We start from the raw sequence: 20,767 nt of genomic DNA on the forward strand, positions 1-20,767 counted from the left end.
TCTTTTATACCTCACCGCTTTATTGCCTGTTTTTCTGGCTGCTTTTTGGTATGTTTATCCGGCTGTTTTTCCGGCTGTTTTTCCGGCTGTTTTTCCGGCTGTATTTCCGGGTTTCAGTTTTCTTACTGCACGCCTCTGAAATAATGCCCTGTGGTAAAACCTTTCCCGAAATCCTCACATTTTTCCTTTGTTCTCTTTCTCTCATAAAATGCGTCAATCGCTTTCCTGTATTTCCCTGTAATTTTCCTGATTTCTTCTACATTGTCCATTCCAGAAGTCTCGATTCTCAGACTTGAAACTCCACTTTCGATAATTGCAGGGACATATTCAAGCATGCAGAGAGATCTTGAGTTCAGGAGGTGAGTCCTGCACTGGTAGTCCATGAGCAGAGGAAATTCATAGTTCTTCTCATCTACCAGCGTAAAGTTTCCTGAGGCACAGGGAGCACTGCACTGACCTCCGTCTTTCCCGAGCAACCCGCCTACGAGGCAGTGTTCAGATTCCATCAGTTCAAGGCGACCATGGACAATGCATTCGGCAGGTCCGTAAAAAGCTACTTCTTTGAGCTCTTCAAGCGTTAATTCGGGAGAAAGTACAGCCCTTTCTGCCCCTTTCTGCAAAAAGAGGGCAAAGGTATAGCCGTTATAGATATTCAGAGGACTGTCTGCAATACACGGGATCTGTTTTTCTTTTGCGAGGTTAAACGTCCCGAGATTTGAAACAAGGACACCGTCAGCTCCGAACTTTTCCACACGGGAGAGAAGTTCTTCTACCATTTTCATTTCGGAGTCCTTCACTATTTTAGGAGTATTAAAATAGATTTTTCTGCCTGCAGCTCTGGCTTTCAGAACAGCGCTTTCATAAATAGAATCAAGATTCTTTCTGGAAGCGTCTTCCTCATCGGATTTTTTCTCTTTTCCGGCTGCTTTCGGCCTTCTGACAAGTCTCTCTCCGAAGTAAACGCAGTCTGCTCCGCCTGCAAGAGCTCCTTCAAGCCCTTCAGGAGAATACACAGTAACTGAGAGCAGGGGCTTTCCCGAAAGTTTTTGGGCTTTTATTTCGTTTGTTTCCCCTGTGATCTCTATTTCTTCTGTTTCCCCTGTGATCTCTATTTTTTTTGCCTTTTTTTCTCCGGATGCGAGGAACTGCAGATTTTCTAAAGGCTTTCGCTTCCACTTTGATACGCGCAAGTTTTCAAGCTGCAAGACCGCTTTTGTTCTCAGGTCGTTCAGCTGCCCCACGGGTATAAAAATATCCTCTTCTACACTCACATTAAGTTCTGCTGCCTCATAAAGAGTATTTCCAAGTTTGATAAGCTGTTTTTCTACCCGGGCTTTTGAAGTTGGCAGCTTTTCTGCTTTCTCTACCAGATATTCGGATTCAACTGTCACTGTATTTGAATCGCTATCCTTTATCTCGAGCCTGGCAGGTTTACCCAGGGCGATAGTTGCGGTGAGAAATAAGGGAATTTTTGGCCTCAGGGCTCCGGCTTCACTTTCTTTTTTAAGGGAATCCATAAGCTTCTTGTCATGTGTTCTGTAAACCGCGCTTCCTGATGGTGCCCTCGAATCAAAGGGGAGCTCTATGACTTCCCCTCTCCCTGCATTGTATACAGGCCCCCTTTCAGTATACATCGAGGAAATGATTCTTCCTTTATCCTCAGGCCTGGTCTCGGCGTTTTCAACCATTACCCCATCTCCCAGGCGAAGGGAGTTTGAAAGTTTTACACGAATACGCTTTGTGCGCCTGTCATAATTGACAACCGTACCTGCTGGAATCCCACGGTTGTGGGGGTTTTCCCGGCTCATGAGTTTTCCACGCGGATTTCCAAAAAAGTAGCCCGAAGTAAAGCCGCGGTTAAAAAGCTGGGTAAGGGTTTCCTGCTCCTCTTCGGAAACCGAATAATCTGAAGGGTTTTTCAGGTACCTGTCGATCAAGCGACGGTAGACCCTGACAACGCCTGCAACATATTCCGGCCTTTTCATCCTGCCCTCAATTTTAAAAGATTCGATCCCTGCTTCTATAAGGGCTCCAAGGCCTGAGGTCGTGTTAAGGTCCTTCGGGCTTAGAAGATAACTGCCGCTGGTTTTAATCTGTTTTCCTTCACAGTAAAGTCTGTACTTTTTACGGCACGGCTGAGCGCAGTACCCTCTGTTTCCGCTCCTTCCCCCTATAAGACTACTCAGGAGGCACTGACCAGAATAGGAAATGCAGAGGGCCCCATGTACGAAAACCTCTATCTCTACATCATTTTTTTCTTTTATTATTCTTATATCTTCGAGCGAAGCTTCCCGTGAAAGGACGACTCTTTCGAATCCCAGCTCCTTTACAAAAGCAACCCCTTCACTGTTGTGCAGAGTCATCTGCGTGCTTGCATGCAGGGGAAGATCAGGCAGATATTTTCTTGAAAGAGAAATCAGCCCCAGGTCCTGAATGATAATTGCATCTGTTCCCATTTCTCTCAAGCGGGAGAGTAGTCTAAGGGCACTTTCGATTTCCCCTTCCTTGAGCAAAGTGTTTACGGTTACGTATATTTTTACGCCCCTGAGATGGGCATAATCAATAGCTTTCTCAAGCTCTTCTTCTGAAAAATTAGATGCATATCCCCGAGCACTAAAAGCCCTGGCTCCGAGATACACAGCATCGGCTCCGTTTTCTACGGCTGCCATAAGGGCTTCCATGCCGCCGGCTGGAGCCAGCAGTTCAGGTTTTGCAGGCTTCATCAAATGAGATTAGAGAGTATGCTCTTAATTAAGCTTTGGCATCCATTTTGGATGTCCTAAAAGTCAACCGGCAACACTTTCAAAAAAATAATAAAAGAGAGAGTAGATTATAAAAAATTTACGGAAAAACCCAATAGCATATTTTTTAGGGTTATGCTTTTGGTCCAATTGTCCAGGTTATAATCCTATCGTTTTTCTTATCTTTAGAGGTTTCGCAGAGCATTTTTCCATCATGCATATGGGCTTCGCAGGAATAGCTGATTTTGTTTTCCTTTCCCATATGCTTGAAGTGCATCTTGAAGTATCCCTCTGAGCACCCTATCCCGTATTTTATCCAGCCTTCAATGTCCGCTCCACCCTCACAGCTTCCGTCACATGCAATGAGCTCTAAGACCTTTTCCTCATAAGACCCGATTTTTTCTGGAGCTTGGTGGCCTTTTTTGTATTTTCCTTTCTCTATTTTCTGAGCCTGAAGCACAAAGTCCTCATCGGTGGCGTTCAGGATCTTCAATTTCAAACCTTCAAGAATTTCCATTGTTTCTGTTTCTGACATCTTCGATTACCCCGAGAAATAACGAATCCAGATAAAATTACGAATAAGAGATTGTCTCTAATAAATAAAAAAGTATCTCAATATATCTGGAAGTGAATATATAAAACAAGGATTCTAAATGAAAGTTCTTCTGCTTGACCAAAACACCATTTTGCACTTATGCATTCTCAGTCAGTGCAGACGCAGGGCTTTTGCCTGCAGGTAAAACAGACGCTGGGACACTTTTTAAGGAATGCCTCTTCAAGATCGACTCCGTAGAGATTGGCAAGAGCTCCCATCCAGGCAAAGCCGTCCGCAAGTTCTTCCCCTATATTTTGGGGCTCTTCTCTGCGAATAGCTTCAGCACCTGGATAAGATGTCCTACTACCTTTTTCCGGCATTTAGAGCCTTACAGGGATTTCCCGCTCTCTCAGGTACTCTTTTACTTCCCGTATTGAATATTCAGAGAAGTGGAAAATACTTGCTGCAAGGGCTGCATCAGCTTTTCCTTCGGAAAAACCTTCGTAGATGTGTTGCGGGTTTCCAACTCCGCCAGAGGCGATGATGGGTACATCCAGTTCTTCAGAGAGTTTTCTTGTAATGGGAAGATCGTAGCCAGCGCAGGTCCCGTCCCGGTCCATACTTGTAAGCAGGATTTCTCCTGAACCCAGTTCTTCTGCTCTTCTTGCCCACTGCACGGCATCAATCCCCGTAGCCTCCCTGCCTCCGTAAATTACCAATTCATACCAGGCCGGGGTTCCATCTTCAAGTTCCAAGATGGTTTTTCCGGGATTGTTCTTTATGTCGGTATTTCGCCTGCAGTCAATCGCAGTTACAATACACTGGGCCCCGAATATATCAGAGGACTCCTTGATAAAATCAGGATTCTTTACTGCCGAAGTGTTGACCGAGACCTTATCAGCGCCTGCTCTAAGGATCTGGCGGATAGCGTCAATCGAACTGATCCCACCTCCCACCGTGAGGGGAATAAAAACCTCATCTGCAGTTCTTTCGATCACATCGATCATTGTTTCCCTGCCGTGAGCTGAAGCTGTAATGTCCAGGAAAACAAGTTCATCCGCGCCGTCTTCATTATAACGCTTGGCAAGTTCTACAGGGTCTCCGGCCTCTTTCAGGTCCACAAACTCCACACCCTTGACTACACAGCCGCCTGCCCTGTCAAGGGTCACATCAAGGCATGGTATGATTCTTTTGGTGAGCATCTAAGGGATAATGAAGTTAACTGTTATTAAAAGCTTATTGAAATTAAGCGGGAAAAGTCCTGAGGGCAGCAGGCTATTAGAATAAGCAGAGATGGAATAATCAGGTGGTCCCTCATTAATTGATTAATCTATTCCAGAGCCCGGGGAAAAGATCTTTCGTTTTTCTCTCCCTGCACCACAATAGGTATGGGCCTGCTGTTACCCAGATAAAAAGTGATCCAAAAGCCGACACCACAATTAAAATATATGGATTTTGAAAGAAGTAACCCCGGGATAGAGTGAATACATTCCATTACCCCGAAAATGTTTTTCCAATTCATGTAGAATATAAATGTCTCCATCAGCTGATCTGAAAGCCATTCAAAAAAAGCAGAAAACAGATTTGAAATGCCAAAACCCATCAAATAGTCCTCTTGAGCGCAGCGAAAAAAATCTCCGATTTCCTGCGATCCCAAAGCGCAATTCGGGCGAGTCAGCCAAAAATATTCATCACGCGGGCGCCTTCAAGTCTGGACATCTCTATTTCGGAACATTCCAGCACTTCCTTTCTAATTCTGATCGGGGCTCCCACCCTGAGGGCAAGGGCAATACAGTCACTTGGTCTGGCATCAAACTGCATTATATTATTGTCTTTTCTGATCAGGAGGCGGGCATAATAGACTTTATCCACCTTATCATCTATCATTACACCCTCGACCTTTATTTCCATGCGATCAAAAATATTAACCATGAGGTCATGAGCCATCGGGCGAGGTGGGGAGATATTTTTAAGCACGTTTCCTATTGAAAGGGCTTCCAGATGGCCAATATATATAGGAAGCATCTCACCTTTTAAATTTTCAAGGAGTACAACCGGGGTAGGGTCACTGAAAACATCGACTATATAGACATCTTTGACATGAATTTCCTCAAAATCCTCGTAATTATCGATGTCCATATCCAGTAGTTAATTTCACATATATTAATACCTTATTTAATTTTTTGTAAATTATTAAAGAAGATGCTAATAACCTTGCTTCAGACTTTTTTCTAATGCCAGATATTCGCATTCTCAATTTATTGGGAATCCATGTTTACCGAGCATGGGCATGAAAGTAACCTCACCTTTCCTTTTCTTACGTATATTTCCATTGACATATTTTAAAAAATTCCAGGAAATAATTCCCTACAGGAATTACCATTATGCCCCGGGCTTCAACTGTTCCAGCAGAGTCTTAGGGATATAGGGAGCTGCACATGTTACAGCTATCCTGTCATAAGGTGCATACCGGGGATAACCTACTGATCTGTTCTCAAGTAATACTGTAACATTATCATACCCTGTTTTCCTCCAGGTGCTATCTTACAAAATTTGTAAAATGTTTTATGCATTCCATAGTGTATATACATCCGGTTTTTTCTATGAGTTCTGCCATCACTGCAGCAGTATATCCGGAACCTGCCCCAATTTCCAGGACTTTCTACCCCTCAGACAGCTCCAGGATTTCACACATAATAGCAACCACATGAGGAGCAGATATTGTTTGTCCGTGGCTGATTTATAGAAGTCTGTCCGTATAAGCTGCCTTTTGCTCATATTCCGGAACAAACCTGTGCCTGGGAACACGGAGCATAGCCTTAAGCACTTTTTTTTCACGTACGATACCTTCAAGCCCTTCTACAAGGAGCTTGCGAAGCTCTTTGAATTCATTTTCTTCTTTCTTCCCCTGTTATCCTTAAAATAGTCCTTTTCAGAAATCGCGTAGACCAGAAAAACCCTCTATTCTTTCTGGCAATAATTTTAAAACCCGTATTTGCCTATCAAAGGTACGAAAACAACTCCCCCTCTTCTCTCTTTATGTATATTGCCTTCGTTATCTTTTTTAATTCTGATAAGCTCCTGGGCATATTCCCCCACAGGAATTACCATTATTCCTCCGGGTTTCAACTGCTCCAGCAGAGGCACAGGAATGCTGGGAGCTGCGCATGTTACAACTATCCTGTCATAAGGAGCATAACTGGAATAGCCCACAGATCCGTCTTCAAGCAATACGATAACGTTTTCGTAGCCGGCTTTTTTCAGGTTCTCCCTTGCAAAATTCACAAGGGGTTCTATGCGCTCCACAGTGTATACATACCCACTCCTTCCTACAAGTTCCCCCATTACCGCTGCATTATATCCTGACCCCGTCCCTATTTCCAGGACCTTTAATCCCTCTGAAAGCTCAAGGAGATCACACATGATAGCAACCATATGAGGGGCAGAGATTGTTTGCCCGAAGCCGATATCCAGAGGGGTGTCAATGTAAGCCCCCTTTTTCGCGTATTCCGGGACAAATATATGCCTTGGGACCCTAAGCATGGCTTTGAGGACTTTTTTTTCCGTTCCATGGATCTCAAGCCCTCTTATGAGACGCTCTCGCATCTCTTCGAGTTTATGCAGTTCTTCCTGATCTACTTCCTGTTTTTTCACTCCCTTTTTTTCGCTGTGGTCTTTTTTACCACGGTCCTCTTCTGCTCCCACTCTGACCTAACCTTTCTCTTCTTCCCTTTCTGGCAAATATGCGTTTTACATATTTTGCAAGTACAACATCGCCTTTCCTTGACCTGAAAAGCCCGTCCCTTACCTTGATTTTGGTGATAAAAAGCCTGGTGTTTCCAACTTTCTCTTCTGCTCCCACTACAAATTCATAGTCTCCGGGAACGCGTTTTTCTATTACTTCCGTTTTTTCAGTTCCTTCCTGTGCGGAGAATTTTACAGTTATTTCATCAATTGCCCTTCCCCACACAGTTTCTATTTCTTCTGCAATACCTGCATTGACACGTTTTCCTCCTGCTTCAATTGAGGTAATCAGGATAGGGCATACCATTCCCGATTCTTCATCGTCAACAACCAGCTCATCATCTATCTGAAGCACAGTCTCGGAATCCAGCTCGGTTTTGAAGGTATTTGAAACTTCCATCTTGCTTACAATGACTCTTAAGCTGACGTTTTTTGGGGTTTTTATCTTCGCAGGATGCACCTGACCGCACTTCATACAGCGGACTAGCGGGCTCTGTCCTTCTTTCAGAACCTCATGCCCGACTTCCTCTTGCGGGGAACAGGAGGGGCACTCAATATCAATTTCTCTTATCATGGTCTAATCAGTACATGGATTCAAAATACTAAATACTTAACTTCTCCGGTGATGTTTTTTTTTCCGAAGGTGTCCTGCAGGAGAAGTCAGGGCAAAAAACCCAAATAAAAATAAATTAGAGAGACAGATAAAAAGAGTGAAAAAAGCAAATGGCTCCTGAATTTGAGCCCCTAGCATGGAACGTTGTTATCCTTTTATGCGCGAGACCTTCTCCTCAGGCGAATATGAGGGACATTCGATATTGATATGCTGTATCATAACAGGTTTGTTTTCTAATTCTCTTTATTCTAATTATTTATTTTCTAAAACTTATTATGTTTTTGTTGGGGGCACTGCTTCCTTTTTTTTATATCCTTGCTTAATATCAAAAGTTTTATTATACTAAAATGCGTAGTCTTACATCTCATTATTGAGATGCATCTCAAAATTAAGGCAATAAGGGTGCCGACAGTGCCGGACATTGAATACCTGAAGAAGCTTGCTCTCAGAGGAGCAGTAAACAAAACTATCAAGGTCTCTTCGAGTGAGTTTCACAAGCATACGGGGGACAGCTCTAAAACCGCAGCAAGAAAGCTAAAGCAGATGGAAGAAGAACGGTTAATTGAAAGGAAGATAGTTCCCGGTGGCCAGTTGATAAAAATGACAGAAAAAGGGATTGAAATCCTAAAGAACGAATACGTTGAATACAGCAGGATCTTTTCCTCAGCACCTGATACTCTGGAACTCGAAGGAAATGTGCTTAAAGGCCTTGGTGAAGGCCAGTACTATATAAATATCCCAGGATACAGGAAGCAATTTGAAGAAAAACTGCATTTTGTACCTTTCCCGGGTACTCTGAACGTGCAACTTTCGGAAAACAGCTCGGCTCTTCGAAACAGGCTACTAGAAATGCCCGCTGTCCGGATAGAAGGTTTCAATGATGGAGAGCGCACCTTCGGAGGCGGGAATTGTTATCCTCTCAGAGTAGGGGGCATAGAAGCTGCTGTGGTCGTCCCTGACAGGACGCACTACCCCTCGGATTTAATTGAGATTATTGCACCGGTAAAACTCAGGGATGCCCTGAAATTGAAAGATGGAGATAGAATTGTGACACGGGTAAAAAAGCAGGGTATGGAGGGACAGGAATGAGCGAGAGCACGGTATACGAATGTCTGAAGTACAAGAATGAGAACATCAACAGGGCACTGGAAGCCCTGCGTGATGGAAAAATGATTCAGATCTATGACTCGGACTCCAGGGAAGGAGAAACAGATCTTGTGATCCCTGCAAAAGCTGCCACTTACACAGATGTCAGGTGGATGCGGAAAGACGCAGGAGGACTTATTTGTGTGGCAGTGGATCCTGTGGCGTCAAACCAGCTCAAGCTGCCTTTTATGGCGGACCTTGTTCGGGAAGCCAGCAAAACCAGCGAATCCCTCGGAGAAGTTGTTGAGAAAGACGGGGACCTTAAGTACGATTTACATTCCTCTTTTTCCATCTGGGTCAACCACAGAGACACCAGGACAGGTATCCCTGATCTTGAAAGGGCCCTTACAATCCGGAAAATCGGGGAAATCACGGAAAACTCCCTTTCCGGAAATGGAGTCCGTTTTGGAAACGAGTTCCGAACTCCAGGGCATGTTGCTCTCCTCAGGGCTGCCGAAGGGCTCCTCGATGAGCGCATGGGCCAGACCGAACTTTCAGTTGCACTTGCCCGCATGGCCGGCATCACCCCTGCAATGGTTGTCTGTGAGATGCTGGATGATGAGAGCGGGAAAGCCCTCTCAAAAGCAAAGTCAAAAGAGTACGGCGAAGAACACGGGCTGGTCTTCCTTGAGGGACAGGAAATAGTTGAAGCCTACAAACTATGGATAGGCTCAGAGTGCTGAAATACCTTTTTTTATTTCCCTCTTTTGCCCTTTCTTTTTCACCTACAATTTCATTTCTACTTTTGAATTCTTTTTTAATTATTTACTTTATCTATTATTTGAACGCTGGCGGTCCATAGCTAACTGGTTAATGTGTCTATAGGGCAGCCTGCATCTTTCAACATTTCATTATAGACGTCATGTGAGGCCTTACCGATCGGCTTCAATCAAATTAAGGATCAATCTTCAACCACACTGGAAAAATAGAGCACCAAAATATCAACTGTTTGACCGTGGACGATCGGCACTTTTTAAGGACAGTAGAATATTATAATATAAAACATAAGTTACTATACAATAACAGTATCCAATAACAGTATCTTCCGGCTACGTATAGTTTTTAATGTATGTCGTTCCTTATTCCTGTGTTTGCAGTTCACGTATAGGGTGCCATCTGATGATACATAGGTTCAAAAAAGTCCAGCAAGTTCTTGTCCTTGTACTTTTCCTGAACCTTGCCGTAGCTTTTGCTAAAATCATTTATGGGACCTTAACCGGCACCTTAAGCATGACCGCGGACGGTTATCATTCCCTTTTTGACGGGGTATCCAATATTGTGGGGCTTGTGGGTATTTTTATTGCATCCCGTCCCCCTGACAAGGAACATCCTTATGGCCGCCAGAAATACGAGACAGTTGCTTCGATTATTATAGCTGTCTTGCTTCTGTTTGTCGGTTTTGAGATCTTCCGGAATTCTCTGGACCGTTTTCTTGTACAGAGCGCTCCCGAGGTAACAGCCCTGAGCTTTATCATTATGCTCGGGACAATGGGCATAAACTACCTGGTCACTCGCTACGAACAAAGTAAAGGGGTAGCCCTGAGGAGTCAGGTACTGATTGCAGACTCCATGCACACTAAAAGCGATATCTATGTATCTTTCTCGGTAATAGTAAGCCTGGTTGCGATAAAGGCAGGGTTTCCCCTTCTTGACCCTGCAATAGCTCTTCTGATCTCTTTCCTTATCTTCAGGGCCGGGTTCAGGATTATGAAGGAGAGCTCAAGGGTTCTGCTTGACATGTCCAGGCTTGAAGAAGATGAGATCTGCAACCTTGTTATGGGAGTTGATGGGGTTCTGGGCTGCCACAAAATCCGGACTCGTGGAGGCATGGGCGATATCCGGATAGATATGCATTTGCTTTTGCAGCCTGATATGCCTCTTGAAGATGCACACATTATCGCCCACAGGGTAAGCAAAACACTGAAGGCTGAATATAAAGACGTTTCCGATGTGGTTGTGCACCTGGAACCCGCTTTACCCCAAGGATCAAATAGCAAAAAAACCAGTTAAGATGCATGGCTGGAAACGTTTTCGGGCAGATGTTTCAAATCACGACCTGGGGTGAGTCCCACGGCAGGGCTGTCGGTGTTGTGGTTGACGGGTTGCCCGCGGGTCTTCCTTTCTCCGAAGCTGACATCCAGAAGGAACTGGACCGCCGGCGCCCTGGACAGAGTGAAGTTTCCACTCCAAGAAGCGAAGCTGACAGGGTGGAGATTCTTTCAGGAATTTTCGAAGGCATGAGCACAGGCACTCCCATTTCCATGCTGGTCTGGAATTCTGACGCCAGGTCTTCTTCTTATGATGCTATTAAAAACACTCCCCGCCCCGGACATGCCGATTTTACATACATGGCCCGCTATGGAATAAGAGACCACCGCGGGGGAGGCAGGTCTTCAGCCCGCGAAACAATAGGCAGGGTTGCAGGCGGGGCTCTTGCAAAGCTCTTACTTTCCCATTACGGAATCCGGATTGCCGGGCATGTGCTCGAACTTGGCGGGATCAGGGCAAAAACACTTTCTTTTGATGAAATCCTTGAAAACGTGGAAAAAACCCCTGTGCGCTGTGCCGATCTTGAAGCTGCTGAAAAAATGCTTGAAAAAGTCGCAGCCCTGCGGCAGGAAGGAGACAGTGTCGGCGGAATTGTCGAGCTTATTGTAAAAGGCGTGCCTGCAGGCCTTGGAGAACCTGTATTTGACAGGCTGGATGCAGATCTTGCAAAGGCTCTTGTGAGCATCCCCGCAGTCAAAGGCTTTGAAATCGGAGCAGGATTTGAGGCCGCCCGAATGTGCGGAAGTGAAATGAACGATTCCTTCTGCATGGAGGGGGAAAAAATAACCTGTTCGAGCAATAACGCAGGCGGCATCCTCGGAGGGATTTCATCGGGCCTGGACATCGTCTGCCGTGTAGCAGTAAAGCCCACCCCTTCCATAAGTAAACTTCAGCAAACCGTTGACCTCATAACTCAAGAAAATGCCGAAATAGCGATTAAAGGACGGCACGATCCCACGATTCCTCCGCGCATGGTGCCGGTTGCCGAAGCCATGGTTGCCCTCGTGCTTGCCGACCATATGCTGAGGAGTGGCTTTATCAATCCCAGGACTTTGCTGGAGTAAAGGAAAGTACAACGACAAAGTGAAATTGCGGCATCTCTCCCCCAAAATCCATTCCAATTTATAACACCCCACAGCCTCAAATTACTTCGTTTTCAATTTTTATTAAAGATAATCGGCATGTAGCCATCTGGATTCAGATAAACTGGCTTGAATGTCGACGTAGATAACCGTAGAGTTGTGTAGATTCTTTTTTTGTTTATCCGTAGAAAACACTTGCTGTAGCTATGGTCTTATAAGTTTTCTGTGCAAAGTCTCAAACAATCTAAGACCCGGAAATAATTACAGACTCGAAAAGAGTATGAAACCTGTCAGTTTGACGATCTGGCTAGAAAACTTATATAGAGATAATTAAAAGTAGTTTATGGAGTTAAAATGTACTTTCCAGGATTCTCTGGACTCCATGTTCCCAAAGGCATGATTACGTTAGCTTTGAGAGTCATCAGGGGTTGCCTGGTTCTGTCTCCCGGGAAACTTTAATTTTTTAATTTTTCCTTAATTTGCCTTCTTAAATCAAGATGTGAGGGATTTGACTTGAAAATAAGTGCATTGATAGTTATCTTCCTGCTGGCGATAACACTTATTTCTGGTTCCGGCTGCATTGACAGCAGCAGTAAACCAGTCAAAGAAACCGGCCTGGAAGAAATGACAGATAATCAAACAGATGATCAGAGCGATTCATTTAATTATTCCATAAAAACCGCTCCTGCAGAGAATTTCTCTGACAAGAGCAATACTCTTGAACTTGAAAAGGAAAGCTCCTTTTCCGGATATTACAGGAAAGAAAACTTGCAGTTCGAGGCCGAAGTTCCCACTTATTCTTTACCTCTACAGGCTTCAGAAATTGTAAATTATGACGATTTCATCCAAAAAATTCCCCTGAAGAACGAAAGCAGGGACTTACTGTACAAAAACGGGTTTGTTGTAATTGAAAGCAGAGCTGCTAGAAACCTGTTTGAGGCAGAGCCGGTAAGAGTAAACGAGACTTACAGCGCCCTGAAATCGGCTGATATTCCTATTTTCATCACGTCGGACTCTCTTCTTCACCTTTACCATATCCAGTTTGATGAGACCTTAAAGCGGGTCGAAGAAGAGGAATTTTATGACGATTTGTGGAAACTTGACAAAGCTTTTCTTGAAGCCTCCATAGAGGATTATAGCAGGTCGATAGAGGATAAAGCCTCTGAAGAAGTAACGGAAGCTGCAAGAAGAAATGTTGCGTACTTCACCGTGGCTTTGAGCCTGCTCCAGCCGAAACCTGAGCAGATAGAGCAATCACAGAGATATTTAGGGACAGCTATACTCTTTGATCCACAGAATGCGAAACAATACAGTGTAGAAATCCCTTCATTTGTAAAAGCCGATGTAGAAGCCGAACTTGCCCTGATAGAAGCGCAAAAAGGAGGAATATCTCCTATTTTCAAGTATTATGAAGATAACTCTCAGTACATTCCAAGAGGGCACTATACAACATCTGAGAAATTAACTAACTATTTTAAGGCCATGATGTGGCACGGTAGAATGAGCATGCTCCTTCGGCCGGACATGATCATTTCAGAAGAATCAATGGCAAAAGAATCAGTTGCGGAAAAATCAGCTGCGGAAGAATCCGAAAAGGAGTCCAGAATTCAGACAATTCAGGCCCTTTTGATTTCTGACCATTTTGATAGGGACAAAAACCTCCGGGACAGATGGGATAGAATTTACGACGTGACAGCTCTTTATGTCGGTTTTTCCGACGATCTCGGGCCTTATGAATATGCAAAAGCTCTGGATACCGTCTTTGGGGATAATATAGATGGAGTGAGTTTCGACAACGAAAGCCTGGCAGAACTGAAAACCGAGCTGGAAATATATGAAAGTCCGAAAATCTATGGAGGTACAGGTGAAATAATTCAGGCAGGCTGCGAAACTGAAAGCAAAACTCTTGAGGCTTCAAAGGGTTTCAGGTTTATGGGGCAACGATATACCCCTGATTCCTATATCTTCCAGACGCTTGGTTTCCCTGCCCTGAATCTCATGGATCTTCTCGGTTCTGAAAGAGCCACGGAACACCTTAAAAATATGGGGGTTTCCGAAAACGAAGAATACAAAGAACGTCATTTGTCTCTGGAAAATGAATTCGGAGCTTTTGATGAAGAAGACTGGAACAAAAACCTTTACTGGGCTCAACTATATGCCTTAAAGCCCCTCCTGGTAAGTTCTCCAGAGGGCTATCCCACTTTCATGCAGACCGAAGCCTGGGAAGATAAACAGCTGAACGCGGCTCTTGCTTCCTGGACCGAGCTCAGGCATGATACTATTCTCTATGCGAAGCAGGCTTACTTTGTAGGTGCGTTCTATGATCTGGAAGAAATACCTGTTCAGGGATATGTGGAGCCAGTGCCTGAATTCTATGCCAGGATGCTTGCTCTTACCAGAATGGCACATACCGGGTTAAATGATATGGAAGTGCTTGATGAGCAGTCGGATAAAGACTTTACAACTCTTGAACACACCCTTGAAAGGCTGCTGGAAATCTCAATTAAAGAGCTTGAAAACGAAGAGCTGACGGATGAAGAGTACGAGTTCATCAGGAATTTCGACCAGAATATAGCTCCAATGCTTGAGAACGTAGATATCAAGTCCCAGATGTCCACTCTGGTCGCGGATGTTTACACCTCTCCTGCCGGAGTACTGGAAGAAGGGACCGGAAAACTGGACCTGATGGTAGTAGCGTATAAACAGCCTGACGGCAGGATCGTGCTCGGAGCAGGGCCTGTAATGAGTTATTATGAATTCTGGCAGCCCTCGGGAAAAAGGTTGACGGATGAAGAGTGGAGGGAAATGCTGAAAAATAATCCTCCTGAAAGGCCGGAATGGGTTGAGTCTTTTAAGGTGTAAAAGACGCTATTCTAAATAGCTTATCTTTTCACCCATTTTTTTTCTTTTTAAGAGTCTGTTGATTATAATACAACAAAAAGGATGAATCTAATTCCTGATGTGTATAATTATGAAGCATGATTATTAAGATGGACACCACCTGCATAATTTGTCATATTTTTATCGATCTGCCATATCCGGATTTACTGTTCTGATTTTCGATTGGTTATTTTGGATTTCAATTTAGAGGGGTATAAAGTCTCACAGGTTCCTTATCTCTTTATTTTGAAAAAAAATACTTGCGGTATCTATGGACATATATAATCATTCTGTGCTAATCATCAAACAATTCTTCATATGAAGTCTTACTACTGAAAACGATACTCATAAATTAAACGTTCATTTTGATTGTTAGAGACTATGGCCATAAAACTTATAAGCAGCTGATTAAAAGTAGTTTACGGGGTTCAAACGGACTTCCTACGGCAAATTTGAACCCCATGGTGCCCAGAGGCATGGTTAGTGTTAGCTTTGTGAATATTTAAGGCTTGCTTGATCCTGCCTCTGGAGTAAGTAAAGAGGTAAAAGAATGATTGCAAACAGAAAATTTGGGATCGGCGCATTACTTGCTGTAATGATGCTGGTAAGCATGGTGTTTGTGCCGGCAGTAAGTGGGCATATTGATGAAAATTCTAATAAAGTTATAACGGAGAATAGCATAAGCTATACCGAAGCCGAACTAAAAAATCTCTATAGTAAATACAATATAACTGAAAACGATTTGGACTTTGCGAATAATGAACTGCCTTACTACTTAGAATTAACTATTTTGGACAGTAACTTGAGAGTTATAGCAAGTGAGACTGGCAAACCTCCTGAAGGTTTTAAAGAAGGAGACGATTATGATCTGATAATAAGCCATGAAGAGATGTTTGCCATAATAGATGGGGCCAGAGAAAAATACATCCTAAAATATGGAGTAGATCCGGCAAATCCTAAAATTGATGTTGTCAATGGTTATGCTCTTCCCAAAGAAGAAGCAAATAAATTGGTTGAGAGTGGAATATTGACTTTAGAAGCCGATGCTTCAGAAACAGAAATGCAAAAAGAGATGGGGGATCTTACAAGAAATACTCTACTCTCTACATTATCTGTCGGCGTAAACCCATATGCAATAAATGGAATCATAAACGAATACGTTTTTGTAGCAACGGATTCACGACACAGGCCGACGGAAGCCATTACTCAGGCTACTCACGATGGACTTTATCGATTTGAAAATTTCGGTATCGGGGTTAATGTTTACTGGTATTGGAATTACTGGGATGCGAGTGATGTCAGTCCGGACGATAGCACTCAGTCTGCTCTTGTTGATTTAAAAGACGACACTAATTGGATAAGAGACGCGGCAAATGATATGGTAATTGGCTGGACGCATAATATGGATAATAACGGTAGAGCTTGGAAGTGCGATACGCAACCTTATGGACCTTTCGCTATATGTGCAGATACTGCAGATGGCGTGGATTGGCCGCATGACAGTATTGTTCAGCATGAAGTTTCCCATAATTTTGATGCAGCAGATCAAAACTCCGCATTACATCCTACTTGCATAATGAATTATGCATATGCATACGCAGGTACAGATGTTTGGTGTACTTCCTGTGGAAATACTGTACACAATGGGATAGATAATTGAAAAACTCAGTACTGAGAACATAAATCTCTAATGTCTAATGTGAGGGAAGATATGAAAAAATCTGATGTACTTTTAGTTGTAGTATCTATCGTTACGCTAATTGCAATCTGCCTTATTTCAATGCCTTATATTTTTATAGGGCCTCCCCTCCCTCTTTTTTCTATATACAATAACGATATCAATGAACATGAAGTTGTAATTGAAATATTTGATTCCAATAATGAATCTGTATTCAAACAAACATATGAAATGGCTCCTGAAGCTATGATCTCGCAGTCAAAGCCAGTATGGCTGTTATTGCAATTGTCCATCCCTCCAGGAAATGAGGAAAATTATACTTTTAAGGTTAATTTAGATAACAATGTTACGAACACTCATCAAATCGGATTACAGGTATGGGTAATGGCGGATATTATGCTGTATGAAGATAATACTGAAAATCCTATCTCTATTGGCGTATCGGTAGTATGACCGCTTATATGGTCAATTTGCATTTGATTGATATTATACATTTAGTACTTACGCGGTTGAACTGAGAAATAATTGGCATTAAATCTCCAACTGTCTAAAACACTATTTTTATCACACCGTATGTTGCATTTGATTTTATACCTCAAGTGCGTAAATCCTAACATTATCAGTCAGGTGTTTCAAGTATCAATTGTATAAGAAGGACAATCAATTTCTCTCCAAATGTAATTTTTATTCTTCAGTCAGATAAATACCTGACTTCAGGCTTTATTTTTACAGGTCACTGTTTAAAATGGCAGAATATTAATATTACTTTATTAATATGACCTCTCAAGTTTTAATTATACTAACTTTAAGTAATATTGGTTCTGACTTATATTCTGTCTATAAAATATGACGCCACTTTCGGTTATCGTTAATTTGTAAATCTTATTTCCCTCTGACTTCCATTAAAATCTCTGAATTCAATTAAAAAAGAAACCCTTAATCTCTGATTACCATGACAAACGCACCAAGACTTATCGCATGGGAACTTACTGCGGGCTGCAACCTGAACTGCGTGCACTGCAGGGGAGCTTCCACCTCCTCGGTTCCCGAAGGTGAGCTTACAACCGAAGAATCTACATTTCATTTATGAGATTGTAGAGCTTGGAAAACCCATCCTTATCCTGAGCGGAGGCGAGCATCTCACGAGACCGGACGTCTTTGAGATTGCCAGATAAGGGACTGATGCTGGATTAAGGATAGGGCTTGCAACAAATGGGACCCTTCCAACTCCCGATATTTTAGAAAAGTTCAGCAAACCGTTGATCTTACAAACCGGGAAAACACCGAAATAGCTATCAAAGGGCGGCACGATTTCACAATTTCTCCGCCTATGGTGCCGTTGCCGAAGCCATGGTTGCCCTTGTGCTTGCCGACCATATGCTGAGGAGTGGCTTTATCAATCCCAGGACTTTGCTGGAGTAAGGGAAAATAAGGCACAATTGCGGCTCCTTCTCCCAAAATCGTTCCAATCAAAATGTTCTCCGCCGCAAATTACTTATTTTTAATCTTTAATTTTCAATCTTTAATACAGATGAACCGGCATGTAGTCATCTGGATTTCAGATAAACTGGCTTGGATTTCGATGTAGATAACTGTAGATTTGTGGAGATCTTTTTTTGTTTATCCGTAGAAAACACTTGCTGTAGCTATGGTCTTATAAGTTTTCTGTGCAAAGTCTCAAACAATCCAAGATCAGGAAATAATTACAGACTCGAAAAGAGTATGAAACCTGTCAGTTTGATGGTCTGGCTAGAAAACTTATATAAAGGTAATTAAAAGTAGTTTATGGAGTTCAAATGTACTTTCCAGGATTCTCTGGACTCCATGTTCCCAAAGGCATAATTACGTTAGCTTTGAGAGTCATCGGGGTTTGCCTGTTTCTGTCTCCCGGGAAACTTTAATTTTTTTAATTTTTCCTTAATTTGCTTTCTTAAATCAAAATATGAGGGATTTGACTTGAAAATAAGGGCATTGATAGTTATCTTCCTGTTGGCGATAACACTTATTTCTGGTTCCGGCTGCATTGACAGCAGCAGTAAACCAGTCAAAGAAACCGGCCTGGAAGAAATGACAGATAATCAAACAGATGATCAGAGCGATTTATTTAATGATTCCATAAAAACCGCTCCTGCAGAGAATTTCTCTGACAAGAGCAATACTCTTGAACTTAAAAAGGAAAGCTCCTTTTCCGGATATTACAGGAAAGAAAACTTGCAGTTCGAGGCCGAAGTTCCCACTTATTCTCTGCCTCTAAAGGCTTCAGAAATTGCAAATTATGACGATTTCATCCAAAAAATTCCCCTGACGAACGAAAGCAGAGATTTACTGTACAAAAATGGATTTGTTGTAATTGAAAATCCGGCTATCGAAAATCTGCCTGGGGCAGGGAATACGCTTGTAAATTCTACATATAAAGACCTGAAAGTGGCTGATGTTCCTATTTTCATCACATCGGATTCTCTTCTTCACCTTTATCATATCCAGTTTGATGAGACGCTAAAAAGGGCAGAATCTGAGGAATTTTTCGACGAGCTCTGGAAACTTGACAAAGCTCTCCTTGATGCTTCCATAGAGGATTATGACAGTGCCTCAGGGCGAGAAAAGGAAGCTGCAAGAAGAAATGTTGCATACTTTGCAGTGGCTTTGAAGCTTCTTGAACCGGAATCTTACCAGATAGGGCAATCACGGGAAGATTCGGGGGAAATCATACTCTTCGATTCTCAGGAAGCAAAACAATACAGTGTCGAAGTCCCCTCATTTGTAAAAACCGATGTAGAGGCTGAACTGCACTTTATAGACTCGCAGGAAGGAGGAACATCTCCTATTTTCAAATATGCGGAAGATTACTCTCAGTACACCCCACGGGGACATTACACTCGCTCTGAGAAACTGCAGAACTACTTCAAGGCCATGATGTGGCATGGCAGAATGAGTATGTTGCTCCAACCTGACATGATTTCTGCAGAAGACCCGGAACAGGAAGCGAAAATTCAGACTATTCAGGCCTTTTTAATTTCTGACCATTTTGACAGGGATAAGGAGCTCAGGGACTGGTGGGACAGGATTTACGAGGTGACGGCTTTTTATGTCGGTTATTCCGACGACCTCGGGCCTTATGAATATGCAAAAGCCCTGGATACCGTCTTTGGGGATAATAGATATGGAGTGAGTTTCGACAACGAAAGCCTGGCAGAACTGAAAACCGAGCTGGAAATATATGAAAGTCCGAAAATCTACGGCGGAACAGGGGAAATAATTCAGGCAGGCTCCGAAACTGAAAACAAAACTCTTGATGCCACAAAGGGTTTCAGGCTCATGGGTCAGCGCTATACCCCTGATTCCTATATCTTCCAGATGCTTGGTTTCCCTGCCCTGAATGTCATGGATCTTCTCGGTTCTGAAAGAGCCACGGAACACCTTAAAAATATGGGGGTTTCCGAAAATGCAGAATACAAAACGCGTCACTTATCTCTGGAAAACGAATTTGGGGCTTTTGATGAAGAGGACTGGAATAAAAACCTCTACTGGGCTCAACTGTACGCCTTAAAGCCTCTCCTCGTAAGCTATCCTGATGGTTATCCCACATTCATGCAGACCGAAGTTTGGGAAGATAAACAGATTAATGCCGCCCTTGCTTCCTGGGCCGAGCTCAGGCACGATACTATACTCTATGCAAAGCAGACCTACTTCCTGGGCACTCTCCAAATTCAGGATGAAAAACCTGTAGAGGGATATGTGGAACCGGTTCCTGAATTCTATGCCCGGATGCTTGCCCTTACCAAAATGGCACATGCCGGGTTAAATGATATGGAAGTGCTTGATGAGCAGTCGGATAAAGACTTTACAACTCTTGAACACACTCTTGAAAGGCTGTTGAATATCTCGATTAAAGAGCTTGAAAACAAAGAGCTGACAGAGGAAGAGTACGAGTTTATCAGGAATTTTGATCAGAATATATCTCCAATGCTTGAGAATGTGGATATAAAGTCCCAGATGTCCACACTGGTTGCGGATGTTTATACAGGTCCTGGAGGAAATGTCTTGGAAGAAGGGACCGGAAAACTGGATCTGATGGTTGTAGCTTATAAACAGCCTGACGGCAGGATCGTACTTGGAGCAGGCCCTGTAATGAGTTATTATGAGTTCTGGCAGCCCTCAGGGGAAAGGCTGACTGATGAAGAATGGAGATTGATGCTGAATAATAACCCTCCTGAAAGACCGGAGTGGATAAGTTCCTTTAGGGGGTAAAAGATGCTATTCTGAATAGGTTATCTTTTTCCCTTCATTTTTCTTTCATGG

15 protein-coding genes and 4 pseudogenes are annotated in these 20,767 nt (G+C 43.1%); 10 read left to right on the top strand and 9 right to left on the bottom strand.

What is annotated here, in order from left to right; all coding sequences use genetic code 11:
- Window positions 1-122: 122 nt before the first annotated feature.
- The 9 genes and pseudogenes from MSWH1_RS14350 to MSWH1_RS14385 all read right to left on the bottom strand — a co-directional run bounded on the left by MSWH1_RS14350 (window position 123) and on the right by MSWH1_RS14385 (window position 7,594).
- Window positions 123-2,723 carry a DUF3656 domain-containing protein gene (locus MSWH1_RS14350; RefSeq protein ID WP_048129608.1) on the bottom strand — a complete coding sequence of 867 codons (2,601 nt, stop codon included), beginning with the start codon at window positions 2,721-2,723 and terminating at the stop codon, window positions 123-125.
- Between the two features lie 151 nt (window positions 2,724-2,874).
- Window positions 2,875-3,276 carry a hypothetical protein gene (locus MSWH1_RS14355; RefSeq protein WP_048129610.1) on the bottom strand — a complete coding sequence of 134 codons (402 nt, stop codon included), beginning with the start codon at window positions 3,274-3,276 and terminating at the stop codon, window positions 2,875-2,877.
- A gap of 167 nt (window positions 3,277-3,443) precedes the next feature.
- Window positions 3,444-3,656 carry a MazG nucleotide pyrophosphohydrolase domain-containing protein gene (locus MSWH1_RS14360; RefSeq protein ID WP_048129613.1) on the bottom strand — a complete coding sequence of 71 codons (213 nt, stop codon included), beginning with the start codon at window positions 3,654-3,656 and terminating at the stop codon, window positions 3,444-3,446.
- Entirely contained in the window at window positions 3,657-4,478 is an 822-nt protein-coding gene (gene hisF, locus MSWH1_RS14365) for an imidazole glycerol phosphate synthase subunit HisF (protein ID WP_048129615.1), read from the bottom strand.
- Between the two features lie 472 nt (window positions 4,479-4,950).
- On the bottom strand, window positions 4,951-5,415 hold the full coding sequence (locus MSWH1_RS14375; RefSeq protein WP_048129619.1) for a bifunctional nuclease family protein: 465 nt from the start codon (window positions 5,413-5,415) through the stop codon (window positions 4,951-4,953).
- Between the two features lie 243 nt (window positions 5,416-5,658).
- A pseudogene (locus tag MSWH1_RS20965) lies at window positions 5,659-5,748 on the bottom strand (protein-L-isoaspartate O-methyltransferase); the annotation flags it as partial.
- A 67-nt stretch (window positions 5,749-5,815) separates the two neighbouring features.
- Window positions 5,816-6,091 (bottom strand): annotated as a pseudogene (locus tag MSWH1_RS20970) (hypothetical protein).
- Window positions 6,092-6,258: 167 nt separating this feature from the next.
- Entirely contained in the window at window positions 6,259-6,981 is a 723-nt protein-coding gene (locus MSWH1_RS14380) for a protein-L-isoaspartate O-methyltransferase (RefSeq protein ID WP_369798537.1), read from the bottom strand.
- Window positions 6,956-7,594, bottom strand: a complete 639-nt coding sequence (locus MSWH1_RS14385; protein WP_048129621.1) for an HVO_0476 family zinc finger protein — start codon at window positions 7,592-7,594, stop codon at window positions 6,956-6,958. The genes MSWH1_RS14380 and MSWH1_RS14385 overlap by 26 nt, the downstream gene beginning before the upstream one ends.
- A 414-nt stretch (window positions 7,595-8,008) precedes the next feature.
- Here MSWH1_RS14385 and MSWH1_RS14390 point away from each other — a divergent pair, with 414 nt between their 5' ends.
- From MSWH1_RS14390 to MSWH1_RS14430, 10 genes and pseudogenes are all read left to right on the top strand, one after another.
- Entirely contained in the window at window positions 8,009-8,722 is a 714-nt protein-coding gene (locus MSWH1_RS14390; RefSeq protein WP_048130612.1) for a winged helix-turn-helix domain-containing protein/riboflavin kinase, read from the top strand.
- A complete protein-coding gene (gene ribB / locus MSWH1_RS14395; RefSeq protein ID WP_048129625.1) occupies window positions 8,719-9,462 on the top strand; it encodes a 3,4-dihydroxy-2-butanone-4-phosphate synthase in 744 nt (247 codons plus the stop codon). The genes MSWH1_RS14390 and ribB overlap by 4 nt, the downstream gene beginning before the upstream one ends.
- A 436-nt stretch (window positions 9,463-9,898) precedes the next feature.
- A complete protein-coding gene (locus MSWH1_RS14400) occupies window positions 9,899-10,789 on the top strand; it encodes a cation diffusion facilitator family transporter (RefSeq protein ID WP_048129627.1) in 891 nt (296 codons plus the stop codon).
- 5 nt (window positions 10,790-10,794) lie between these two features.
- A complete protein-coding gene (gene aroC, locus MSWH1_RS14405) occupies window positions 10,795-11,892 on the top strand; it encodes a chorismate synthase (protein ID WP_048129630.1) in 1,098 nt (365 codons plus the stop codon).
- A gap of 642 nt (window positions 11,893-12,534) precedes the next feature.
- Window positions 12,535-14,772 (top strand): DUF3160 domain-containing protein, encoded by a 2,238-nt coding sequence (locus tag MSWH1_RS14410; protein WP_082088260.1) that lies wholly within the window; start codon window positions 12,535-12,537, stop codon window positions 14,770-14,772.
- A 568-nt stretch (window positions 14,773-15,340) separates the two neighbouring features.
- Window positions 15,341-16,450: a M12 family metallo-peptidase gene (locus MSWH1_RS17650; protein WP_052722717.1), complete on the top strand. Its 1,110-nt coding sequence runs from the start codon at window positions 15,341-15,343 to the stop codon at window positions 16,448-16,450.
- A gap of 51 nt (window positions 16,451-16,501) precedes the next feature.
- Window positions 16,502-16,921 (top strand): hypothetical protein, encoded by a 420-nt coding sequence (locus MSWH1_RS14420; protein WP_156148201.1) that lies wholly within the window; start codon window positions 16,502-16,504, stop codon window positions 16,919-16,921.
- A gap of 490 nt (window positions 16,922-17,411) precedes the next feature.
- A pseudogene (locus tag MSWH1_RS19365) lies at window positions 17,412-17,715 on the top strand (radical SAM protein); the annotation flags it as partial.
- A pseudogene (locus MSWH1_RS19370) lies at window positions 17,712-17,890 on the top strand (chorismate synthase); the annotation flags it as partial. The pseudogenes MSWH1_RS19365 and MSWH1_RS19370, both read left to right, overlap by 4 nt.
- A 645-nt stretch (window positions 17,891-18,535) precedes the next feature.
- Window positions 18,536-20,716, top strand: coding sequence for a DUF3160 domain-containing protein (locus MSWH1_RS14430; RefSeq protein ID WP_082088261.1), 2,181 nt, complete (start codon window positions 18,536-18,538; stop codon window positions 20,714-20,716).
- Window positions 20,717-20,767: the final 51 nt, after the last annotated feature.

The sequence above is a fragment of the Methanosarcina sp. WH1 genome (genome assembly GCF_000970005.1).
In the GTDB taxonomy this organism is placed as follows: domain Archaea; phylum Halobacteriota; class Methanosarcinia; order Methanosarcinales; family Methanosarcinaceae; genus Methanosarcina.